Origin of the sequence: Allobosea sp. LjRoot90 (assembly GCF_964254315.1) — a bacterium.
Lineage (GTDB): Bacteria > Pseudomonadota > Alphaproteobacteria > Rhizobiales > Beijerinckiaceae > Allobosea.
In genome coordinates this window covers 109279-127677 of the sequence record NZ_CAXUTF020000002.1, presented here as the reverse complement: position 1 = coordinate 127677, position 18399 = coordinate 109279, and the positions used below count along the sequence as shown (strand labels likewise).

The window sequence follows — 18399 nt, the reverse complement described above, 5'->3', positions numbered from 1 at the left end:
CGGCCCGCCCTGCGCCGCGTTCATGGAGGCCCGGAGCTTGCAAGGCGTTGACGTAAGCGGATGAAACCGGTTCGAGGAACCATGCCTTCTGAAACCAAATCCGAGCCGCCGACCGCGGCGCAACTCACCCTCGCCGGCATGTGGCTCGGAATCCGCCGCGTTTCCGTGTTGATGCCCGGCGTCATCATTTTCGCCGTGGCCTTCGGCGCCGCCGCCTCGGCCAAGGGCCTCAGCCTGTTCGAGGCCGTGCTGATGAGCGCGCTGGTCTATGCTGGCGTTTCCCAGCTCGTTGCGATGGAGCTCTGGCGGCCGGAATGGAGCTGGGGTGCGATCGTCGCACTCGCTTTCGTCACCGCGACCGTCAATGCCCGCACCGTTCTGCAGGGTGCTTCGCTCCAGCCCTGGTTCTCCCGTTATCCCTGGTTTGTGAACGCCTTCCAGCTGTCGTTCTTCACCGATGCGAACTGGCTGGTGGGCACGCGTTATCACAATGAAGGCGGCCGCGATCTTGGCGCCGTGCTTGGCGCAGGGCTGGCGCTCTGGGTCGTCTGGGTCGTCATGACGATCCCGGGCCACTTGCTCGGGGCCCTCATCGCCGACCCCCGTAAATACGGCATCGATCTCGTCATGCCGATCTTCTTCGCGGCGATGATCGTGCCGCTCTGGCGCGGCAAGCGCGGGGCGCTGCCCTGGATCATCGCCGGCATCGTCGCGCTGGTCACCGTGCGCCTCGTCGACGGCTACGCCTTCATCATCGTGGGTGCGCTCTCGGGCGCCGTCGCAGGAGCTTTCCTCGATGACCCTGCCTGAGCCCGGAAGCTGGGGGCCTTACCTCGCCATCCTCGGCATGGCGCTGGCGACCTATCTTTGTCGCATCTCCGGCGTCGTGCTGATGAGCTTCGTCCCGCTGACACCGCGGGTGCGACGCGGGCTCGCGGCCCTGCCGGGTTCGATCGTGGTCGCGACCGTGCTGCCGCTGATCGAACGGCTCGGCCTCGCCGCCGGACTCGCTTTGCTGGCTGCGGTCGCCAGCATGGTCATCCGGCGCAGCGAATTGCTGGCGCTGCTTGTCGGCATGGGCGTGGTTTCGCTGATGCGCGCTGCTGGCTTCTGACGCTAGGGCGCGATGGCGCCTGCTGCGGCGATCCATCACCGGCTACGATCGCATCCATCACATCAAACGTTCGCCGGCATGTTGACGCCGCCTTGCCTGCGGCGGACGGTGCCCGCCAGAAACCCTGACCGATCGGAGCGCATGATGGCCTGGTATTCGCAGACATGGACCTGGTTCGACGGTGAGTGGCGCGAGGGCAACCCCGGCATCATGGGCCCGCGCACCCACGCCGCCTGGCAGGCCTCCCAAGTCTTCGACGGCGCCCGCTATTTCGACGGCGTCTCGCCGGATCTCGACCGGCATGCCGCCCGCGTGAACCGCTCGGCCACGGCGATGGGTTTGAAGCCGACCGTATCGGCCGAGGAGATCATCGCCAAGGCTGCAGAAGGCGTGAAGAAATTCAGCAGCGGCACCGCGCTCTACATCAAGCCGATGTATTGGGCCGAGGCCGACGGCCCCTCCACCATTATCGGCGATCCCGAGTCGACCCAGTTCGCGCTCTGCCTGTTCGAGGCGCCAATGGGCGATCCCGGTACGGGCTTCTCGGTGACCAAGGGCGCCTATCGCCGCCCGACCTTCGAGACCATGCCGACCGATGCCAAGGCCGGCTGCCTCTATCCCAACAATGCCCGCATCCTGCGCGAGGCCAAGGGCAGGGGCTTCGACAATGCGCTCGTGCTCGACATGCTCGGCAATGTCGCCGAGACCGGCACCTCCAACGTCTTCCTCGCCAAGGAGGGCGTGGTGAAGACGCCGGCCGTCAACGGCACCTTCCTCAATGGCATCACCCGCCAGCGCACCATCGGCCTGCTGCGTGGTGCCGGCGTGCCGGTCGAGGAGACGACGCTCGGCTACGCCGATTTCGAGCAGGCAGACGAGATCTTCTCCTCCGGCAACTACTCGAAGGTGATGCCGATCTCGCGCATCGACGACCGGCAGCTCCAGCCCGGCCCGCTGTTCCGTAAGGCGCGCGAGCTCTACATGGACTTCGCCCACAGCAAGGGCGCCTGAGGCCAGCAATGGCCCGCCTCGCCACCCGCCTCACCGAGCGCCTCGGGATCGAGCATCCGATCCTGTCGGCGCCGATGGCTCTGGCGGGCGGCGGGGCACTTGCCGCCGCTGTGACCCGGGCCGGTGGCCTCGGACTGATCGGTGGCGGCTATGGCGATGGCGACTGGCTGCGCACGCAATATGCCGCAGCCGGTAATACCCGGACTGGCTGCGGCTTCATCACCTGGTCGCTCGCAAAGCAGCCGCATCTGCTGGGCGAAGTGCTGGCGCACCGGCCGGCGGCGCTGATGCTTTCCTTCGGCGATCCCGTGCCCTTCGCCGCCGAGATCGCCGCGGCGGATGTGCCGCTCATCTGCCAATGCCAGAACCTCGACCATGTCCGGGTAGCGCTGGAGGCCGGCGCTGCGATTATCGTGGCGCAGGGCGCCGAGGCGGGTGGTCATGGCCATGCTCGCGGTACCTTGCCCTTGGTACCCGAGATCGCCGACCTGCTGGCGCGCGAGAGTCCGGAGACGCTGCTGCTCGCTGCCGGTGGCATCGCCGATGGACGCGGACTTGCCGCAGCGCTGATGCTCGGTGCCGACGGCGTCCTGGTCGGCACCCGTTTCTGGGCGAGTCGCGAGGCGCTGGTCCATCCGAACCACCATGCCGCAGCCGTCGCGGCGACCGGCGATCAGACGGTGCGTTCCCCGCTTCCCGATATCGCCCGCCGGCTCGACTGGCCGCGGCCCTTCGACATCCGCGTCAGCGACAATGCCTTCATCGCCAGATGGCGCGGCCGTGATGCCGATTTGCGCGCCGCGATCGAGGAGGAGGCGCCAGCCTATCGCGAGGCCTTCATGGCAGGCGATCCCGACAAGGCGGCGGTGGTCTTCGGCGAGGCCGCAGGCCTGATCTCGGACATCCCCTCGGCCGGCGAGATCGTTGCGCGCATGGTCGAGGAGGCGGTTGGCCAGCTGAAGGCTGGCGCCAGGCTCATCTCGGGCTGAACTAGCGCAGCAGCCGCCAGAGTCCGGCCGATCTGAGTCCTCCGAGCGCGACCGCACCGTAGATGCAGGCCGCGGCGAAGCTCAGTATCGCGAGTGCGATCAGCCGTGGTTCGTAAGGAAACATGATGAGCGCGCCGTAGAGCGGCTCAGCCAGCAGCCGGGCGACCAGGGCGGCGAAACCGGCGGCGACGCCGACGATCAGGATCAGCAAGGACAGGCCGCGATCGGGATTGGTCCAGCCGCGTTTCAGCGCCAGCACATAGAGCGCGCCGAGATTGATCCAGGCGCCGACGGCGGTGGCGAAGGCGAGCCCGGGTGCGCCATGGCTGCGCCAGAGCAAGAGCTTCAATCCGACATTGGCGGCGATGGCGGCGAGCGAGACCAGCATCGGCGTGGTCGTGTCACCGCGCGCCTGAAAGCTCGAGACCTGTGCACGGATCAAGACGATCGCCGGCAAACCGATCGCATAGGCGAAGAGCACAGCGCCCGCGGCCTGCGTCGCCGCTTCGTCGAAGCGGCCGCGTTCGAACAGCGCCCCGACGATCAGTTCCGGGAAGGCGAGGAAGGCGGCCGCGAAAGGCGCGGCTGCGACCAGCGTTAGCGCGATCGCGCGGTTCTGCGCGGCTTCCGCCCTGGCCTCATTGCCGGTGGCGATAGCGCGGCTCATCGTTGGAAGCAGCACCGTGCCGACGCCGATCGCGATCACGCCGAGCGGCAATTGGTAAAGGCGCTCGGCATAATACAGCGCCGAATAGGCCCCCGCCGGCAGGAGCGAGGCGATGATCGTGTCGGCGAAGAGCGCGATCTGCACGCCGGCCGAGCCGATCACGGCCGGACCGAAGGCTTTGAGGAAACCTTTGACCTCGCCATCGAGACGCGGCCGCGTCAGCGCGGCCGAGACGCCCACCCGCCGCGCCGAGACCCAGAGCAGCAGCCATTCGAGCACACCGGCGACGGCGACGCCCCAGGCGGCGGCATGGGCTGCGCTCGGGAACAGGAAGGCGGTGAAGAGCGCCCCGATCAGGCAGATGTTCAGCAGGATCGGCGCTCCGGCTGCCGCCGCAAAGCGGTCGACAGCGTTGAGATTGGCCGAGAGCAGCGTCACCAGCGTGACGAAGAGCAGATAGGGGAAGGTGATTCGCGTCAGCGTGACGGCAAGGTCGAAGCGGGCGGGATCGTTGACGAAGCCGGGCGCAAGCAGGCGCACCAGCTCCGGCATGAAGGGCAAAGCGAGCCCCAGCAGCACGAGCTGGACGATGAGGTTGAGCGAAAAGACACGGTCGGAGAACTGCGCCGCGGCAGCCTCGCCCGACTGCTCACGGATGCGGCTATAGGCCGGGATATAGGCCTGGTTGAAGGCGCCCTCGCCGAAGACCGCGCGGAAATGGTTGGGCAGGCGCAAGGCGACCGAAAAGGCGTCCATCAGCCCGCTGGCGCCGAGCGCAGCCGCGAGCACGATGTCGCGGAGGAAGCCGGACAGTCGCGAGAGCAGCGTGAAGCCGCTGACGGAGAGGATCTTTCTCAGCATCGCGCCACTCGGGGCCGCCGGGGTCGGCAGGCCGGACTGAGCTTAGCCGCATAGCTGCGTCGCGGGAGATGGTCCAGCACCGCGATCGCTGCTGCCCTTACCGCATCGACGGCGGCAGGCCGTCGCCGTGCGGAGGGGCGCTGTCGTGCTTGGTGAAGCCGATGCGCTCTCCGACAAGATAGAGCGGCCGGCGCTTCACCTCGGCGAAGATGCGCCCGACATATTCACCGATCATTCCCAGCGAGATCAGCTGGATGCCGGAGAAGAACATGATGGAGACAATCAGCGAGGGGAAGCCGGGCAGGTCGGTACCGAAGAGCAGCGTCCGGACCATGAAATACAGGCCGGTCAGGGTCGCTACGATCGCGATCAGCACGCCGAGCCAGGTCGCGATCTTGAGCGGTACGGTCGAGAATGAGGAAATCCCATCGAAGGCGAAGCTGAACAGCTTGCTGAAGCGGAATTTGCTCTCGCCATGGGCGCGGTCGGCGACCTCGAACGGCACTCCCGTCGCCGGAAAACCAACCCAGGCATAGAGGCCCTTCGAGAAGCGCGCCCGTTCGGGCAGGGCGCGCAGCGCCTCGACCACGCGCCGGTCGAGCAGGCGGAAATCGCCGGCGCCCTCCGGCAGCTCGGTCTCGCCGAAGCTGGCGAAGAGCTTGTAGAACGCCTTGGCGAAATTGCGCTTCAGCCGGCCCTCGCCGGCCCGGTCGGTGCGCTGGCCATAGACGTTGAGGAAGCCCTCGCGCCATTTTGCCAGGAAGGTAGGGATCATCTCCGGCGGGTGCTGCAGATCGGCGTCCATGATCACCACGGCATCGCCATTGGCATGGTCGAGCCCAGCGGCGATCGCGACCTCCTTGCCGAAATTGCGGCTGAAGGAGATGGCGTTGATCCGGGTATCCTGTGCGTGCAGGGCGCGCAGTGCGGCCAAAGTGCCGTCGCGGCTGCCGTCATCGACGCAGACGATCTCCCAAGACGAGACATGGGCATCGAGAATCGGCTTCAGCCGTGCGATCAGTGGCTCGAGATTGGTAGCCTCGTTGTAGACCGGCACGATGATCGTGAGCTCCGGCCGCGGGGCGGGCGATGCTGTTCCGGCGGAGACAGAAGTGGGCGCAATCGCGGACGACACTTTCGGGGCCTTCGTTGCTCGGCTAGGGCTGACATCATGGGGCCAGCCACAGACTCCATACACCGACGCTGATGAATAGGGGGTAACAGCCGGCATGACTCGCAGCTTCGTGCTCTGCGCCGACGATTTCGCCATGACCGACGGCGTCAGCCGCTCGATCCTGGAATTGCTCGCTGCCGGCAAGCTCTCGGCCACGGGGGCGATGACCAATCGGCCGCACTGGCCGCGACTGGCAGGTGAGCTTTCGGCATTCTCCGGGCAAGCCGATCTCGGGCTGCACCTCAACCTGACCTGTGCGGTGCCGCTTGCGGTAATGCCGACCGTGGCGCCATCGGGCCATCTGCCGAGGCTCGGTGAACTCGCTCCCCTTGCGCTGCGCTCAGGCGCCGCGCGCAACGAGATTGCCAGTGAGATCGGCCGCCAGCTCGACGCCTTCGAGCAGCATCTCGGCCGGCCGCCGGATTTCGTCGATGGCCACCAGCATGTCCATGTCCTTCCGGGCATCCGCGGGGCAGTGCTCGATGCGCTCGTTCGACGCTATCCCGCCGGCTCGGTCTACCTGCGCGATCCATCCGATTCGATCGCGGCGATCCGTGCGCGCGGTGTTTCCGTCGGCAAGGCGCTGACCGTCGCCGGACTTGCCACCGGCTTGCGCCGGGCCGCGGCCCGGCGTGGCATTCCGACCAATCGCGGCTTCTCGGGCTTCTCCCCCTTCGATGCCGGGCGCGATTTTGCCGCGGATCTGGCGGCCTTCCTCGTCAACCCCGGTCCGGCGCATCTGGTGATGTGCCATCCCGGCCATGTCGATGATGAGCTCGTCGCGCTCGATCCGGTCGTTGCGACGCGGCCTTTGGAGCACGAGGTGCTCATGACCTTCGAGCCGCCTCAGGGGCTGCGGATCGGCCGCTTCGGAGCGGTCGCGTAGATCCGGCCGCCCTGTCGACCTGCGTGCAGGCTGCGCCCGTACGCAATCGAAAATTTACCCTGATCGAGCATCGTGTCCCTGCCGACCCCGACCTGTCCGGGAAGCGTCGGGTCTGGAGTTCGCAGGATATGAGCGTGATGACCTGGTTACAGCCGCGGTCGCGGCGATCGCAGGCGGCTATGCCGCAGATCGGCCATGTCGAGACGGTGATGCGTTCGCTCAGCAGCCAGATCGCCGGAGCGGCGGTCGCCATCGTCGCTGTCGCCATCGTCTTCGTCGTCATCGCGGCCGCCCGCTACAACGAATCCAAGACACGCGGTGACCTCGAGCAGAAGATGATGTCGCTGACGGCGATGATCGCGCATGCCTCGCCGCCGATGATCCTGGCGCGCGACACCATCACCTTGAGCTATATTCTCGAGTCGCTGAAGCGCGATCCCGACTTCGACGCCGGCTTCGTCGCCGATGACCTCGTCGCCCTTGCCTCGGCTGGCCGCAACGATGACGCACGGCTGTCGTTCACGCCGAACAGGCTCGCCAAGTCGATGGGGCGCGAAGCCTGGGACGTCCTTGGCGAGCAGAATACGTTGCGGCTCGAGGACAAGACCTATGTGACGCAGCTGCTCACGGTGAAGGTCGGCGGCTTCCAGAAGCAGATCGGCTATGTCGCTCTGCGCTTCGACAAGACCCGGCTGATCGCGCGTTCGGCCTGGGAGCAGTTCCTGACGATCGGGATCGGCATCGCCCTGCTCGTCGTCCTCGGACCCCTGCTCTGGATTTCGCTGTCCCGGACCATGCGTCCGCTGAAGAGCATGACCCGCGCCATCGTCAACATTTCAGACGGTAAGCTCGACACACCGATCGATGCGGTCGGCCGGCAGGACGAGATCGGCGCGATCGCCCGCGCACTCGGCGTGCTCAAATTACGCCTGGCCGAGCGGGCGAGCCTGCAGGAACAGCAATTGACGACGGAGGCGCAACGCAGCCGTGAGCAGAAGCACACCGAGGAGGCGATCGCGCTGTTCCGCGGTGAGGTCGGCGTCGCCCTCGAAGCCTTCAAGAGCAATGCCGACCGGATGGGCGAGGCCTCCGACGGTCTGGCACGCGTCGCGGCCGAGTCGTCGGAGCGCGCCGCCCGTGCCGCCCATAACTCGCAAGGCGCCTCGGCCAATGTCGAGAACGCCGCCCAGGCTGCCGAGGAGATGGGCGCTGCGATCCGCGAGGTCGAATTCCAGATCCGCCGCGTCCGTACCGAGATCGTCGAAGCTGCCTCGGCTTCGCGCGACACGGCAGGTTCTGTCCAGGCGCTGGACGAGACGGCGCGCGCCATTGGCGAGGTCGTCAACCTCATTCGCGATATCGCGGCGCAGACCAACCTGCTGGCGCTCAACGCCACGATCGAGGCGGCACGCGCCGGCGAAGCCGGGCGCGGTTTCGCCGTCGTCGCGGCCGAGGTGAAGAGCCTCGCCTCGCAGACGGCCGATGCGACCGACCGGATCGTCAGCCAGGTTGGCGCCATCCAGGGAGCGACGACCGAGGTTGTCGACGCGATCCAGAACATTGCCAGCCGCATGGGGGCGATCGAGAACTTCGCCAATTCGGTTGCGACCTCGATCGAGCAGCAGGCGATCGCCACCGGAGAGATTGCGAGCGGCGTCGCCATGGCGAGCACTTCGGCGCTCTCGGTCTCCAGCGACCTCAGCGTGCTGGCTGACAGCGTCGAGGAGACCGGGCGTTCGGCCGAGCAGGTTCGTGACGCCGCAGGCGAGGTCTCGGCCCAGGCGATGCGGCTCGATTCGACCGTCGACCAGTTCCTCAAACGCGTCGCCGCCTAAGGGTCGACGCAAACGAAACGGGGCCCTTCTGGGCCCCGTCCGTATTCATCTCATCGATTGATCCGTGCGGATCAGGCCTTGGCGCCGTCATAGAGCTCGGCGACGTAATCCCAGTTCACCAGGCTCTCGAGGAAGGCCTTGAGATAGTCCGGGCGGCGATTGCGGTAGTCGATGTAGTAGGAGTGCTCCCAGACGTCGACGCCGAGGATCGGCGTGCCGCCATGGACCAGCGGGCTCTCGCCGTTCGGGGTCTTGCTGACGGCGAGCTTGCCGCCCTTGACCTCGAGCCAGGCCCAGCCGGAGCCGAACTGGCCGACGCCAGCGGCGACGAAATCTTCTTTGAACTTGTCGACCGAGCCGAACGAATCGGTGATCGCCTTCTCCAGCGCGCCCGGCAGCTTGCCGCCGCCATTCGGCTTCATCCACTTCCAGAAGTGGAGATGGTTGTAGTGCTGGCCGGCATTGTTGAACACGGCCGGGTTCTTGCCATAGGAGCCCTTGACGATCTCTTCGAGCGACTTGCCCTCGAATTCGGTGCCCTTGATCGCGTTGTTGCCGTTGTTGACATAGGCCAAGTGGTGCTTGTCGTGGTGGTACTCCAGCGTCTCCTTCGACATAAAGGGCTGGAGGGCGTCATGCGCATACGGAAGATCGGGCAGGGTAAAGGACATGGGGCCTCTCCTTGGGCTGTCGAAATCGCGACGTGAGAATGGCTGCAATGACGCAACGCATGGGCAATCTATGCCCGGCGGAACACCCCGCCATTCGCCTGTTAGTTAAGCCGCCCGGTTCGCAGCGGCAACCGCCGCGGCCCGAGAATTCCGGCACGGCCGGCCTGCGTCGTACGGGGAAGTGGCCCCGAGGCCGTTCGGTTGGCAATAAGGCATGGTATCGATAGGTTAACCGCCGGGGCGGCAAGCTGTTGCAGCTCGCCCAGCCTCAAAGGAGCAAGCGTTGGTCAAGCTTTTCGTGGTTCTCGGGCTCGCTCTGCTGGCGGGCGGCGCCTATGCCATCGTCGATGGCTGGGCTTATCTCGTCCTGGAGCGGGGCTTCACTGAGGTCATCCTGGGGGCGCTGGCGGTGACGGCCGGTTTGATCCTGCTCGCGCTCGCGGCCGTGCTCGCGGAAGTCCGCCGGCTCAAGGGATTGGTCAGCGGTGCCATGGCAGTGGTCGCGCTGTCCGAGAAGCGCTTCGACGAGCGGCCGGCACCGAATGAGGCGCCTGCGCGCCCGGAACCCGTGCTCGAAAAGGAGCGGACACCCGAGGCGGGACATATCGGTATTGCGACCACGCTGGCTGCGGGAGCAGGAACTGCTGTGTTGGCTGGGGCGCTGACCAGCCTGGCGAAGACCGAGGGGGCGACGGACGGAAAAGCGTCCGACAAGCCGGAAGAAGCCGACAAGACGGATGACGATGACGGAGGCGAGGGCAAGCACTCCGACCATGCCGAGACGGTGACCGCCGAGCCGCAGCTTCCGGCCGGGACCGGCGAAATCGACGACTGGCTACTGCCGCCGCTGCCCACGACGCTCGATGCGGCACCCTCCGATGTCAGGCCGGACGAGCGCGATGAGAGTAGCGAGGCCGAGGGGAAGGCCGAGGCCTCGCAGGACGAAGAGACTCCCCCGATCTCCGCGAGCATCGACGAGCCATCGCGGCCGGATGACAAGGAAAGCGTCGAAGCGGAGCCTGCCCAGTTTCCTGTGGAGGAGCCCGAAGCAGAGCAGGTGAAGACCGAGGCGGACGCGGGCAAGCCGGAGGCTACGCCCGAGCCGGATGAGGACCGGCTTTGGTGGCCGCGCATCGACCGCCCGTCGACCGAAGCGACTGCCTCGGTCGCCGACGAGTTCACCGCGCTGCGCGATCAACTCTCGGGAGTCATCAACGCGCCGGAGGTCGAGTTGCCGCGACGCGATCGCATGGGCGTAAGCGATGGCTTGGGTACGGCGGAGACCTGGATGGCGCCGCGGGCCTGGCCTCCGGTGACGCAGCCGCGCGATCCTGGCGCTCTGGGCGATGTCGAGGCCGAGACCGCCGACAAGGCTTCACCGGAGGACGCCGAGGCCGAGACGGTTGCCATTAGCGAGCCTGCGGCCCCCGAACCGGAGCCGCAGGAAGAGACGAGGCAGGTGCCGGATCCGGCCGAGGCGGAGGTGACCCCTACGGAGAAGGCGGAAACCGTCGTCGAAGCCAAGTCGGGCAAGGAGTCGTCGGACGAGGAGCCTGCCGCCTCGGAAGAGGGCGTGATCGGAGCCTATCAGGTCGGCGAGACGCAGTTCACCATGTTCGCCGACGGTTCAATCCACGCCCGCACCCCGGACGGCGACTACACCTTCGCCTCGATGGACGAGCTGAAAACCTATCTCGCCAGCGAGAAGGACAAGCTGGAGCCTAGCTCGAACTGACCGGCTCGCCGGCCTCGTCCCAGCCGCCGGCAGCAGCTGTGATCGCGAAGGCGTAGGCGAGGGCGGTTTCCTTCAGCGAATCGAAGCGTCCGGCGGCGCCGGCGTGCCCGGCATCCATGTTGGTATGCAGCATGACCGGGCCGCCGCCGGTCATGGTCGCGCGCAGGCGTGCCACCCATTTCGCCGGCTCCCAATAGGTCACGCGCGGATCGGCCAGACCGCCCGTCGCCAGGATCGGCGGATAGGCCTGCGCCTTGACATTGTCATAGGGCGAATAGCTCAAGATCGTCCGGAAAGCGGCCTCGTCCCGGATCGGGTCGCCCCATTCCGGCCATTCCATCGGGGTCAGCGGCAAGCTCTCGTCGAGGATGGTGTTGAGCACATCGACGAAGGGTACCTCGGCGATGATGCCGGCAAAGAGCTCGGGCGCGAGATTGGCGACGGCGCCCATCAGCATGCCGCCGGCGCTGCCGCCCTCGGCGACGATGCGGCCGCGACTGGTGAAGCCATCCGCCGCCAGCATCTCGCCGGCTGCGATGAAATCGGAAAAGCTGTTGGGCTTGTTCTGGCGCTTGCCGTCGAGATACCAGCCCCAGCCCTTGTCGGTGCCGCCGCGGATATGGGCGATGGCGTAGACGAAGCCGCGATCGACCAGGCTGAGTGGCCTGGTCCGGAAGGAAGCGGACATCGCCGCGCCGTAGGAGCCGTAGCCGTAAAGCAGGCAGGGCGCCGAGCCGTCCAGCACGAGGTCGCGCCGGTGCAGCAGCGATACCGGCACCTTGGCACCGTCCTTCGCCGTCGCGAAGATGCGGCGCACGACATAGGCGTCGGGGTCGTGACCGGACGGGATCTCCTGGCGTTTGACGAAGGTGCGCTCACCGGTCGCCAGATCGTAGTCAAAGGTTTCGGCCGGCCGCGCCATCGAGGCGTAGATGAAGCGCAGTCTATCGGTGTCGAATTCGTAGCCGGCATCGATGCCGAGCCCATAGGCCTCTTCGTCGAAGGCGATACTGTTCTCGGCTCCGCTCTTGAGATCGCGGATGACGATGCGCGGCAGGCCCTCTTCGCGTTCCAGGCGGATCAGCCGGTCGGCGAGGCAAAGATGGCTGAGCACGAGCCGGCCGCGCTTATGCGGCACGAGGTCGACCCAATTGGACGGCGACGGATCGGCCAGCGGCGCGCGCACGATCTTGAAGTCTTCGGCGCCATCAGCATTGGTCAGGATCAGCAACTCGTCGCCATGATGCTCGACGCTGTATTGCCGCCCTGCCTGCCGGGCCGCGATCAGCTTCGGCGTGCCGGCTTTGTCGGCGAGATCGACCAGCCTGACCTCCGATGTCTCGTGATCGCTGCTGGAGATCAGCAGAAACCGGCGCGACTGGGTCTGGTCGATATCGGCGAACAGGCCGGGGTCGGTTTCCTCGTAGAGCAGTTCGTCCTCGCTCTGTGGCGTGCCGAGCCGGTGGCGCAGAACGCGCGTCGGACGGTGGCCATCATCGAGCGCGACATAGGCGAAGGCGCTGGAATCGGCCGCCCAGATCATCTCGCCGGAGGTGTCGGCGATCCTGTCCGGCAGGTCCTTGCCGGTTGAAAGGTCGCGGATTCGGATCAGATAGAGCTCCGAGCCGGCCTCGTCGGCGCTCCAGGCGAGCAGACGATGGTCCGGGCTGTGCTCGGCGTCGCCGAGGTCGAAGAACTCCTTACCTTCGGACAGTGCATCGGTATCGAGCATCACCTGCTCGCGCCCGGGCTTGCCGCCCTTGCCTGACCGCGACTTGCGGCAGATCAGCGGGTGCTCGCCGCCGCGTCGGTAGCGGCTATAGTAGAGGAACGGTCCGTCCGGCTGCGGCGGCTCGCTGTCGTCTTCCTTGATCCGCCCGCGCATTTCCTTGACGAGATCACGCTGAAGCGTGCGCGTCGGGCCCATCAGTTTGTCGCACCAGGCGTTCTCGGCCTCGATATGCGCGCGGATCTCGGCCGGCAGGACGTCTGGATCGCGCAGAACGTCGCGCCAGTTCTCGGCTCGGAGCCAAGCATAGTCGTCGGTCAGGACGACGCCATGGACCGTATTGCTTTGGGGGCGGATGGCGGGAACCGGTTGGGCGGAGACCCTGCGTTGGCTAGTCATGCTTGGTCTCCAGACTCGGTTCAACCATCTCTAAAGTCTCGATCGATGGTGGGATCGCTTCATCTTTGCCGAGAGGACAGGTAGAGGTCGGTGACGGCACTGACAAGGACAACCTTTTCGCGCAAATGCTGCGGTGCAAGGCGCCATGGTTACGATGCGCGCTCACAATTTCAGCAATAATATGTCTCGACGAATGTATTCGAATCCTTGTCAAGCCACTTGCGATATTGAACTGCATGGCTTAGACGGTTGCCCGCTGGTCCGTTTTGCATGATTCTATTCCGGTAGGAATTCGACCGTCTGCCGGCGGAGGTCAGGGAAGGCGCTTGCGCCTGGAAACAGAGCTGGGCGCAGTCACGCTACGACTGGTCAAAAAAACAATGGAGCAACGCCATCATGGCTGACCAAGACGGTTCCGAATTCATCGAGCTCACGGCAGATATCGTTTCCGCCTATGTTTCGAACAATTCTGTCCCGGCGTCGGACTTGCCTTCACTGATCAGCGACGTTCACGCTGCGCTCAATCGTGTCGTCGGTGGCGCTGCCCCGATTGTTCCGGTCGAGGCTCCGAAGCCTGCGATTGCAGTGAAGAAGTCGATCACGGCCGACTATCTGATCTGCCTCGAGGACGGGAAGAAGTTCAAGTCGCTGAAGCGTCATCTGCGTACGCAGTACAACATGTCGCCCGAGCAATATCGCGAGAAGTGGGGCCTGCCGCCGGATTATCCGATGGTCGCGCCGAACTATGCCGAGGCGCGCTCGCAGCTCGCCAAGAAGATGGGTCTCGGCCAGCAGCGCCGCAAGCGCCGCTGATTGATCGCCGGCAAGCCGGCCTGGTCACCCATGTCATGAAGCCGCCGGCCTGACCGGCGGCTTTTTTGTGCTTAGCGCTGTGGCAGGTTGGCCCAGCACGGAGCGGCGCGCCGATTGACCGAGCCGCGCCCCGAGGGCGGTGCAAGCCGAAAACTGTCAGGAGCCTGTCGGGACGACCGGTTACGCGCTTGCCTCAAGCGGTTATAGGAATATATACCTGATAGCGTCGCAGTTGAATTCAGGGAGGCGATACCCGCAATGGAACATATCATGAACATAGCGATTGCCAAGCGGCCCAATTCGACTCCATTGAGCGCCTCGGCCCGGCTGGCGGAAGCGGCTGTTAGCGGCGCAATGCGCCTGCCGGCCGGCGCATTGCGCACCAGACGCGGAACCCGCAGGACCGCCTTCGCCCGCCAGCTCGCAATGTATCTCACCCATGTTGGCTTCGGGCTGACCCTGACGGAGGTCGGTGCCTGCTTCCAGCGCGACCGCACGACCGTGCGTCATGCTTGCGCCCTGATTGAGGATCGGCGCGACCAGCCGACATTCGATTTCGCCGTCTCGGCGCTTGAGATCGGCCTGGCGCATCTGGCTTTCGGATTACAGCTGGGAGTCGGCCCGGAGGTTTCCCGATGAGTGCGGTTGGCGATCGAACCTCCGCGCCGTCGCGCCTCTTGCGGCACCTGAGCGAGCCAGGCGCCTATGCCGTCGACTCGCCGCTCGGCTGTGGGCGGCTCGCGCTCTACCGCCGCGCTGCCGATGGAACCACGCTCGGGGCCGGTTATGTCCCTGTGGCCGAGGCTGATGTCCTCGTCGCCGCCGGTTTTGCCGCCTGGTTCACCGAAGAGGGCAGGCGGCGACTACAGCTCGCCGGCTCAGGGGCACAAAAACCGCGTGCGACGGTGACGATGATGGTCGATGGGCAGGCGCAGGAGGTCGTGCTGGATGAGCGCGAAAGCCCATTGCTCTGGCTCCATCGCCGTCTCGGCAAGGACGGAGCGCCGCAGATATCGGCGGCCGAATTTGCTGCGGGCGAGCGCTTCCGTGCCGAGCTGACACTGGCGCAGATGCTGCCTCGGATCACGGTCAACTGGGACGCAGCTCTCGCTGCCGGGACTCATACGTCGGGGCGTGGTCCGGCCGAGGCCTCCGATTCCAGCCTGGCAGCGCGTCAGCGTGTGCGCCTCGCCTGCAAGCGCCTCGGCCCCGAGCTCTCGGGCCTGGCGATCGATGTCTGCGGCTTCCTCAAGGGGCTCGACCAGGTCGAGCGCGAGCGCAAATGGCCGGCGCGCTCAGCCAAGGTCGTGCTCCGGCTGGCGCTGTCGGCGCTCGTCGAGCACTACGGGTTGGGCGAGAGGCTGGACCAGCCTCCTTTCTCAGCGGCCTGGCGAGCGCCCGATGCACGTCCGTCGATTCCGCCTGCGCCGAGGCGCGGCGACTAGGCGAGTGCTGCGCGGGCGTCGCTCTTGATCCGCTCCATCATGGCGCGCACGCCGTTCGAGCGCTGCGGCGTCAGATGGGCCGCCAATCCGAGGCGCTCATAGATCGCGAAGGCGTTGGTCGTCAGGATTTCCTGCGCCGTGTGGCCGGAATGGATGGCGATGGCGAGCGCGACGAGCCCGCGCACGATGTGCGCGTCGCTGTCGCCGCGGAACATGAGGCGCGTCGTTTCGCCAGGCCCGCCTTCGGCACGGGTCTCCAGCCAGACCTGGCTGGCGCAGCCGCGCACCTTGTTGGCGTCGCTATGCGCGTCCTCGGACAGGGGAGCGAGCGTGCGCCCGAGCTCGATCAGATAGCGATAGCGATCATCCCAGTCGTCGAGCAGCTCGAAATTGGCGACGATCTCGTCGAGGCTTTCGCTCATGATCTCCGCAGTCGGCCTCCGCCTCGTCCAGCCGCCGATAAGTACGGCGATGACGAGCGTCTTCGGCCTCTCGCACGGCGAGGTCAAGCGTCAGCGTGGTCGCGGCTGGGGTTCGCTCGAGACGGATTCACCGATCAGATTGTCTCAATCTGATCGGTGAATCCGTCTCGCACTTTTAGTCAGGAGACCGTTTTACCGGTCTGCTTGCGATGCAAGCTGACCGGAACGGGCTCCGGCGCGCGTCGCGGCACTCGCCGCCATCGCAAGGACCCGGGCGCGGGTCTCCGGTTCCAGCCCGGCCAGGACCTCGGCCGCTTCGCGCAGGCTGACCGCGCCTTGCAGCGCCGCCTTGGGGTCGATCTTGGCGAGAATCGCAATGGCGGCCTTGGCATCGACCACGGTCGCCTCAGGCTCGCTCTTCGTGCCGTGCACGGGCGAGTTCAGCGCGATCACGCCGACGATCGCCAGGCTGCGGAGAAGATAGGCCATGTCGGTCCCCGTTCGGTTCCAGGCTCCCCAGCCCGCGAATGTAAGAACCTTAGCGCGTGGACCGAAAGATCAGGTGTCCCCGAAAGCGTCGATTTGAATCAAAGACGGCCTAATGTCTTCAGCATCCGTTCACCTTGCCGCCAACAACCGCTGGCTTTGGATATCGCGTTACGATCCGCGCAATTTATTGAAAAACATAAGCTATTTTGCCGTCTGCCTCGGAAACGCCCAGTTTGGGAGCCGGTCTCTTTAAGCCCCGCTTAAACGGCAACCGTGAGGATCACAGCAACAAGGCGGGGCGAAAGCGCCGCCGGCCGGCAGAGGTGCGCGTTTGCGATTTTCCAGTTTGATGACGGCGGTGAGGGCGCAGGTCGCGGCGATGGTCCATCCATCGGCGCTGGCCGATTCGCTCGAGCGCATGCGTCATGAGCGCTTCATGCTGACGAGACTTATCGCCTCGACCGCGGCGCTCAGCCTGATGCCGGCCTATGTCGCCTGGCGCGGCCGGATGGGCGCGTTCGAACTGCTCGTGCTCGTCGCGATGGCGCTGCCGCTGCTGGCGGTCTTCCTGCTCTCGCGCACGGGGCGGCTCGACCTCGCGCACTGCATCTCCGGCGCCGCCCTGACATTGCTGATCACCACGCTCGCCTGCCTGACCGGTGGGGCTGCCTCGCCGTTGCTGCTCTGGCTTGCGGCAGTTCCGGCCGAAGCAATGTTCTTCGGCTCCCGCTCCTATGTGGCGCGGGCCGGTGCTCTCGCGGTCATCGGCCTCGGTGCTGTCGTCGCTCTGCAGGGGGTGGGGGGGCTCGTCGAGCCGGCGTCCTGGACCTGGCAGGCGATGCCTGCTTTCGCCGCGCTCGCGATCCTGCTCACAGCATTGATCACGGTCGGCTTCCTCTATCGTCGCGACGACGAACTGCGCGAGCACCGCGCGTCCGATGCGCGGGCGCAACTGATGCTCGAGCATGTCGGTGACCTCGTCACCTGGCACGATGCGGCTGGCTCCGTCGTCTTCGCCAACGAGGCCGCTCGTGGCCTGACCGGGGCCGAGCCGGCCCAGCTCTTCGGTCGCGGCCTGTTCGAGCGTGTCCACATTGCCGACAGGCCGCTCTTCTTGAAGGCGCTGAGCGATGCCGCGCATGGCAGTGGCCGCGCCAGCGCCTGCTTCCGTGTCCTGTTCGTCCCGGCAGGCAGTGATAGAGATGCCTCGGCGAGCCCGGTCGTGCGCTGGCTCGATCTCAATGCCCGGCGTATCGAGCAGGTCGGCCCGCATGGCGTCGCGACCGTTGTCGGCGTCAGCCGTGACGTCACCGACCGGCATGCGATTGACGAGGAGCGTGAGCGCAACCGCGCCGAGGCGGTCAAGGCGAGCGACGTCAAGGGCCAGTTCCTGGCGACCGTCAGCCACGAGCTGCGCACCCCGCTCAACGCCATCATCGGCTTCTCGGAGATGCTGGGCGGCGACCTAGGCGTTTCGTTCAGCCCGGCGCAGCGTCAGGAATATGCCAGGATCATCCATGATTCAGGCCAGCATCTGCTCGAGGTGGTCAACACGCTGCTCGACGTCTCGAAGATCGAGAGCGGGGCGATGACGATCGAGCAGGACACGCTCGATCTGACCGAGCTTGCCGAAGACTGCTGCACTGTTGTCGCGCTCAAGGCCAAGACCGGATCGGTCGCGCTCGAACGCATCATCGGTCCCGATTTGCCGCAACTGCTCGGCGACCGGCGCGCCTTGAAGCAGGTGATGCTCAACCTTCTGTCGAACGCGATCAAGTTCACGCCTGCGGGCGGACGCGTGACGCTCGCTCTGGTGCGCGATGGCGGGATGATCGACCTGTCGGTATCCGATAGCGGCATCGGCATTGCCGCGGCCGATCTGCCGCGGCTGGGCGATCCGTTCTTCCAGGCCAAGTCATCTTACGATCGGGCTCATGACGGCACCGGCCTCGGCTTGTCGGTGGTACGCGGCCTGGTCGGCCTGCATGGCGGTACGCTCACCATCGAGAGCGCGCCCGGCGTCGGTACCCGTGTCGGCGTCCGCCTGCCGATCGGCGGTGTTTCGGCCGCGCGCGAGCCGGCGCGTATCGCGACCTTCGCCCGCGCGCCGCGCCGCGGCCTTGAGACCAAGCAACCTGTTCGCCTGACCGCCTGACCGA

At 66.1% G+C, this 18399-nt stretch carries 17 protein-coding genes; 11 read left to right on the top strand and 6 right to left on the bottom strand.

The genetic code is table 11. The annotated features are described in order from the left end of the window. Window positions 1-81: 81 nt before the first annotated feature. From ACSQ3M_RS07350 to ACSQ3M_RS07335, 4 genes are all read left to right on the top strand, one after another. On the top strand, window positions 82-810 hold the full coding sequence (locus ACSQ3M_RS07350) for an AzlC family ABC transporter permease (protein WP_436149422.1): 729 nt from the start codon (window positions 82-84) through the stop codon (window positions 808-810). After that, a complete protein-coding gene (locus ACSQ3M_RS07345; RefSeq protein ID WP_436149421.1) occupies window positions 797-1114 on the top strand; it encodes an AzlD family protein in 318 nt (105 codons plus the stop codon). Before ACSQ3M_RS07350 ends, ACSQ3M_RS07345 begins: the two co-directional genes overlap by 14 nt. Window positions 1115-1258: 144 nt before the next feature. After that, window positions 1259-2125 (top strand): branched-chain amino acid aminotransferase, encoded by an 867-nt coding sequence (locus ACSQ3M_RS07340; protein WP_436149420.1) that lies wholly within the window; start codon window positions 1259-1261, stop codon window positions 2123-2125. A gap of 8 nt (window positions 2126-2133) precedes the next feature. Further along, window positions 2134-3114, top strand: a complete 981-nt coding sequence (locus ACSQ3M_RS07335) for an NAD(P)H-dependent flavin oxidoreductase (RefSeq protein WP_436149419.1) — start codon at window positions 2134-2136, stop codon at window positions 3112-3114. A gap of 1 nt (window position 3115) precedes the next feature. Here the strand turns inward: ACSQ3M_RS07335 and murJ are convergent, their stop codons facing one another. After that, window positions 3116-4642 carry a murein biosynthesis integral membrane protein MurJ gene (gene murJ, locus ACSQ3M_RS07330; RefSeq protein ID WP_436149418.1) on the bottom strand — a complete coding sequence of 509 codons (1527 nt, stop codon included), beginning with the start codon at window positions 4640-4642 and terminating at the stop codon, window positions 3116-3118. A gap of 97 nt (window positions 4643-4739) precedes the next feature. Beyond that, a complete protein-coding gene (locus ACSQ3M_RS07325) occupies window positions 4740-5765 on the bottom strand; it encodes a glycosyltransferase family 2 protein (protein ID WP_436150279.1) in 1026 nt (341 codons plus the stop codon). A gap of 106 nt (window positions 5766-5871) precedes the next feature. Here ACSQ3M_RS07325 and ACSQ3M_RS07320 point away from each other — a divergent pair, with 106 nt between their 5' ends. Both ACSQ3M_RS07320 and ACSQ3M_RS07315 read left to right on the top strand, forming a co-directional pair. After that, window positions 5872-6702 (top strand): ChbG/HpnK family deacetylase, encoded by an 831-nt coding sequence (locus ACSQ3M_RS07320; protein WP_436149417.1) that lies wholly within the window; start codon window positions 5872-5874, stop codon window positions 6700-6702. Window positions 6703-6881: 179 nt separating this feature from the next. Then, on the top strand, window positions 6882-8537 hold the full coding sequence (locus ACSQ3M_RS07315; protein WP_436149416.1) for a methyl-accepting chemotaxis protein: 1656 nt from the start codon (window positions 6882-6884) through the stop codon (window positions 8535-8537). A 71-nt stretch (window positions 8538-8608) separates the two neighbouring features. Here the strand turns inward: ACSQ3M_RS07315 and ACSQ3M_RS07310 are convergent, their stop codons facing one another. Beyond that, window positions 8609-9208, bottom strand: coding sequence for a superoxide dismutase (locus tag ACSQ3M_RS07310; protein ID WP_091831660.1), 600 nt, complete (start codon window positions 9206-9208; stop codon window positions 8609-8611). 283 nt (window positions 9209-9491) lie between these two features. Here ACSQ3M_RS07310 and ACSQ3M_RS07305 point away from each other — a divergent pair, with 283 nt between their 5' ends. Next, window positions 9492-10943, top strand: coding sequence for a hypothetical protein (locus ACSQ3M_RS07305; protein ID WP_436149415.1), 1452 nt, complete (start codon window positions 9492-9494; stop codon window positions 10941-10943). On the opposite strand, the gene ACSQ3M_RS07300 is transcribed toward ACSQ3M_RS07305, so the two are convergent. Further along, a complete protein-coding gene (locus ACSQ3M_RS07300) occupies window positions 10930-13071 on the bottom strand; it encodes a S9 family peptidase (RefSeq protein WP_436149414.1) in 2142 nt (713 codons plus the stop codon). The genes ACSQ3M_RS07305 and ACSQ3M_RS07300 overlap by 14 nt on opposite strands. A gap of 396 nt (window positions 13072-13467) precedes the next feature. On the opposite strand from ACSQ3M_RS07300, the gene ACSQ3M_RS07295 reads away from it, so the two are divergent. From ACSQ3M_RS07295 to ACSQ3M_RS07285, 3 genes are all read left to right on the top strand, one after another. Continuing rightward, window positions 13468-13884, top strand: coding sequence for a MucR family transcriptional regulator (locus tag ACSQ3M_RS07295; RefSeq protein ID WP_129158578.1), 417 nt, complete (start codon window positions 13468-13470; stop codon window positions 13882-13884). Between the two features lie 270 nt (window positions 13885-14154). Beyond that, window positions 14155-14523, top strand: a complete 369-nt coding sequence (locus ACSQ3M_RS07290) for a helix-turn-helix domain-containing protein (protein ID WP_436149413.1) — start codon at window positions 14155-14157, stop codon at window positions 14521-14523. Beyond that, window positions 14520-15329 carry a DUF6456 domain-containing protein gene (locus ACSQ3M_RS07285; protein ID WP_436149412.1) on the top strand — a complete coding sequence of 270 codons (810 nt, stop codon included), beginning with the start codon at window positions 14520-14522 and terminating at the stop codon, window positions 15327-15329. The genes ACSQ3M_RS07290 and ACSQ3M_RS07285 overlap by 4 nt, the downstream gene beginning before the upstream one ends. Here the strand turns inward: ACSQ3M_RS07285 and ACSQ3M_RS07280 are convergent. Further along, the gene (locus tag ACSQ3M_RS07280; protein ID WP_436149411.1) at window positions 15326-15751 is read right to left on the bottom strand and encodes a SufE family protein; all 426 of its coding nucleotides are present in this window, start codon (window positions 15749-15751) and stop codon (window positions 15326-15328) included. The genes ACSQ3M_RS07285 and ACSQ3M_RS07280 overlap by 4 nt on opposite strands. Window positions 15752-15943: 192 nt before the next feature. Then, the gene (locus ACSQ3M_RS07275) at window positions 15944-16240 is read right to left on the bottom strand and encodes a hypothetical protein (protein ID WP_436149410.1); all 297 of its coding nucleotides are present in this window, start codon (window positions 16238-16240) and stop codon (window positions 15944-15946) included. Between the two features lie 349 nt (window positions 16241-16589). On the opposite strand from ACSQ3M_RS07275, the gene ACSQ3M_RS07270 reads away from it, so the two are divergent. Further along, complete coding sequence (locus ACSQ3M_RS07270; protein WP_436149409.1) at window positions 16590-18395, top strand: sensor histidine kinase; 1806 nt, start codon at window positions 16590-16592, stop codon at window positions 18393-18395. Window positions 18396-18399 lie beyond the last annotated feature (4 nt).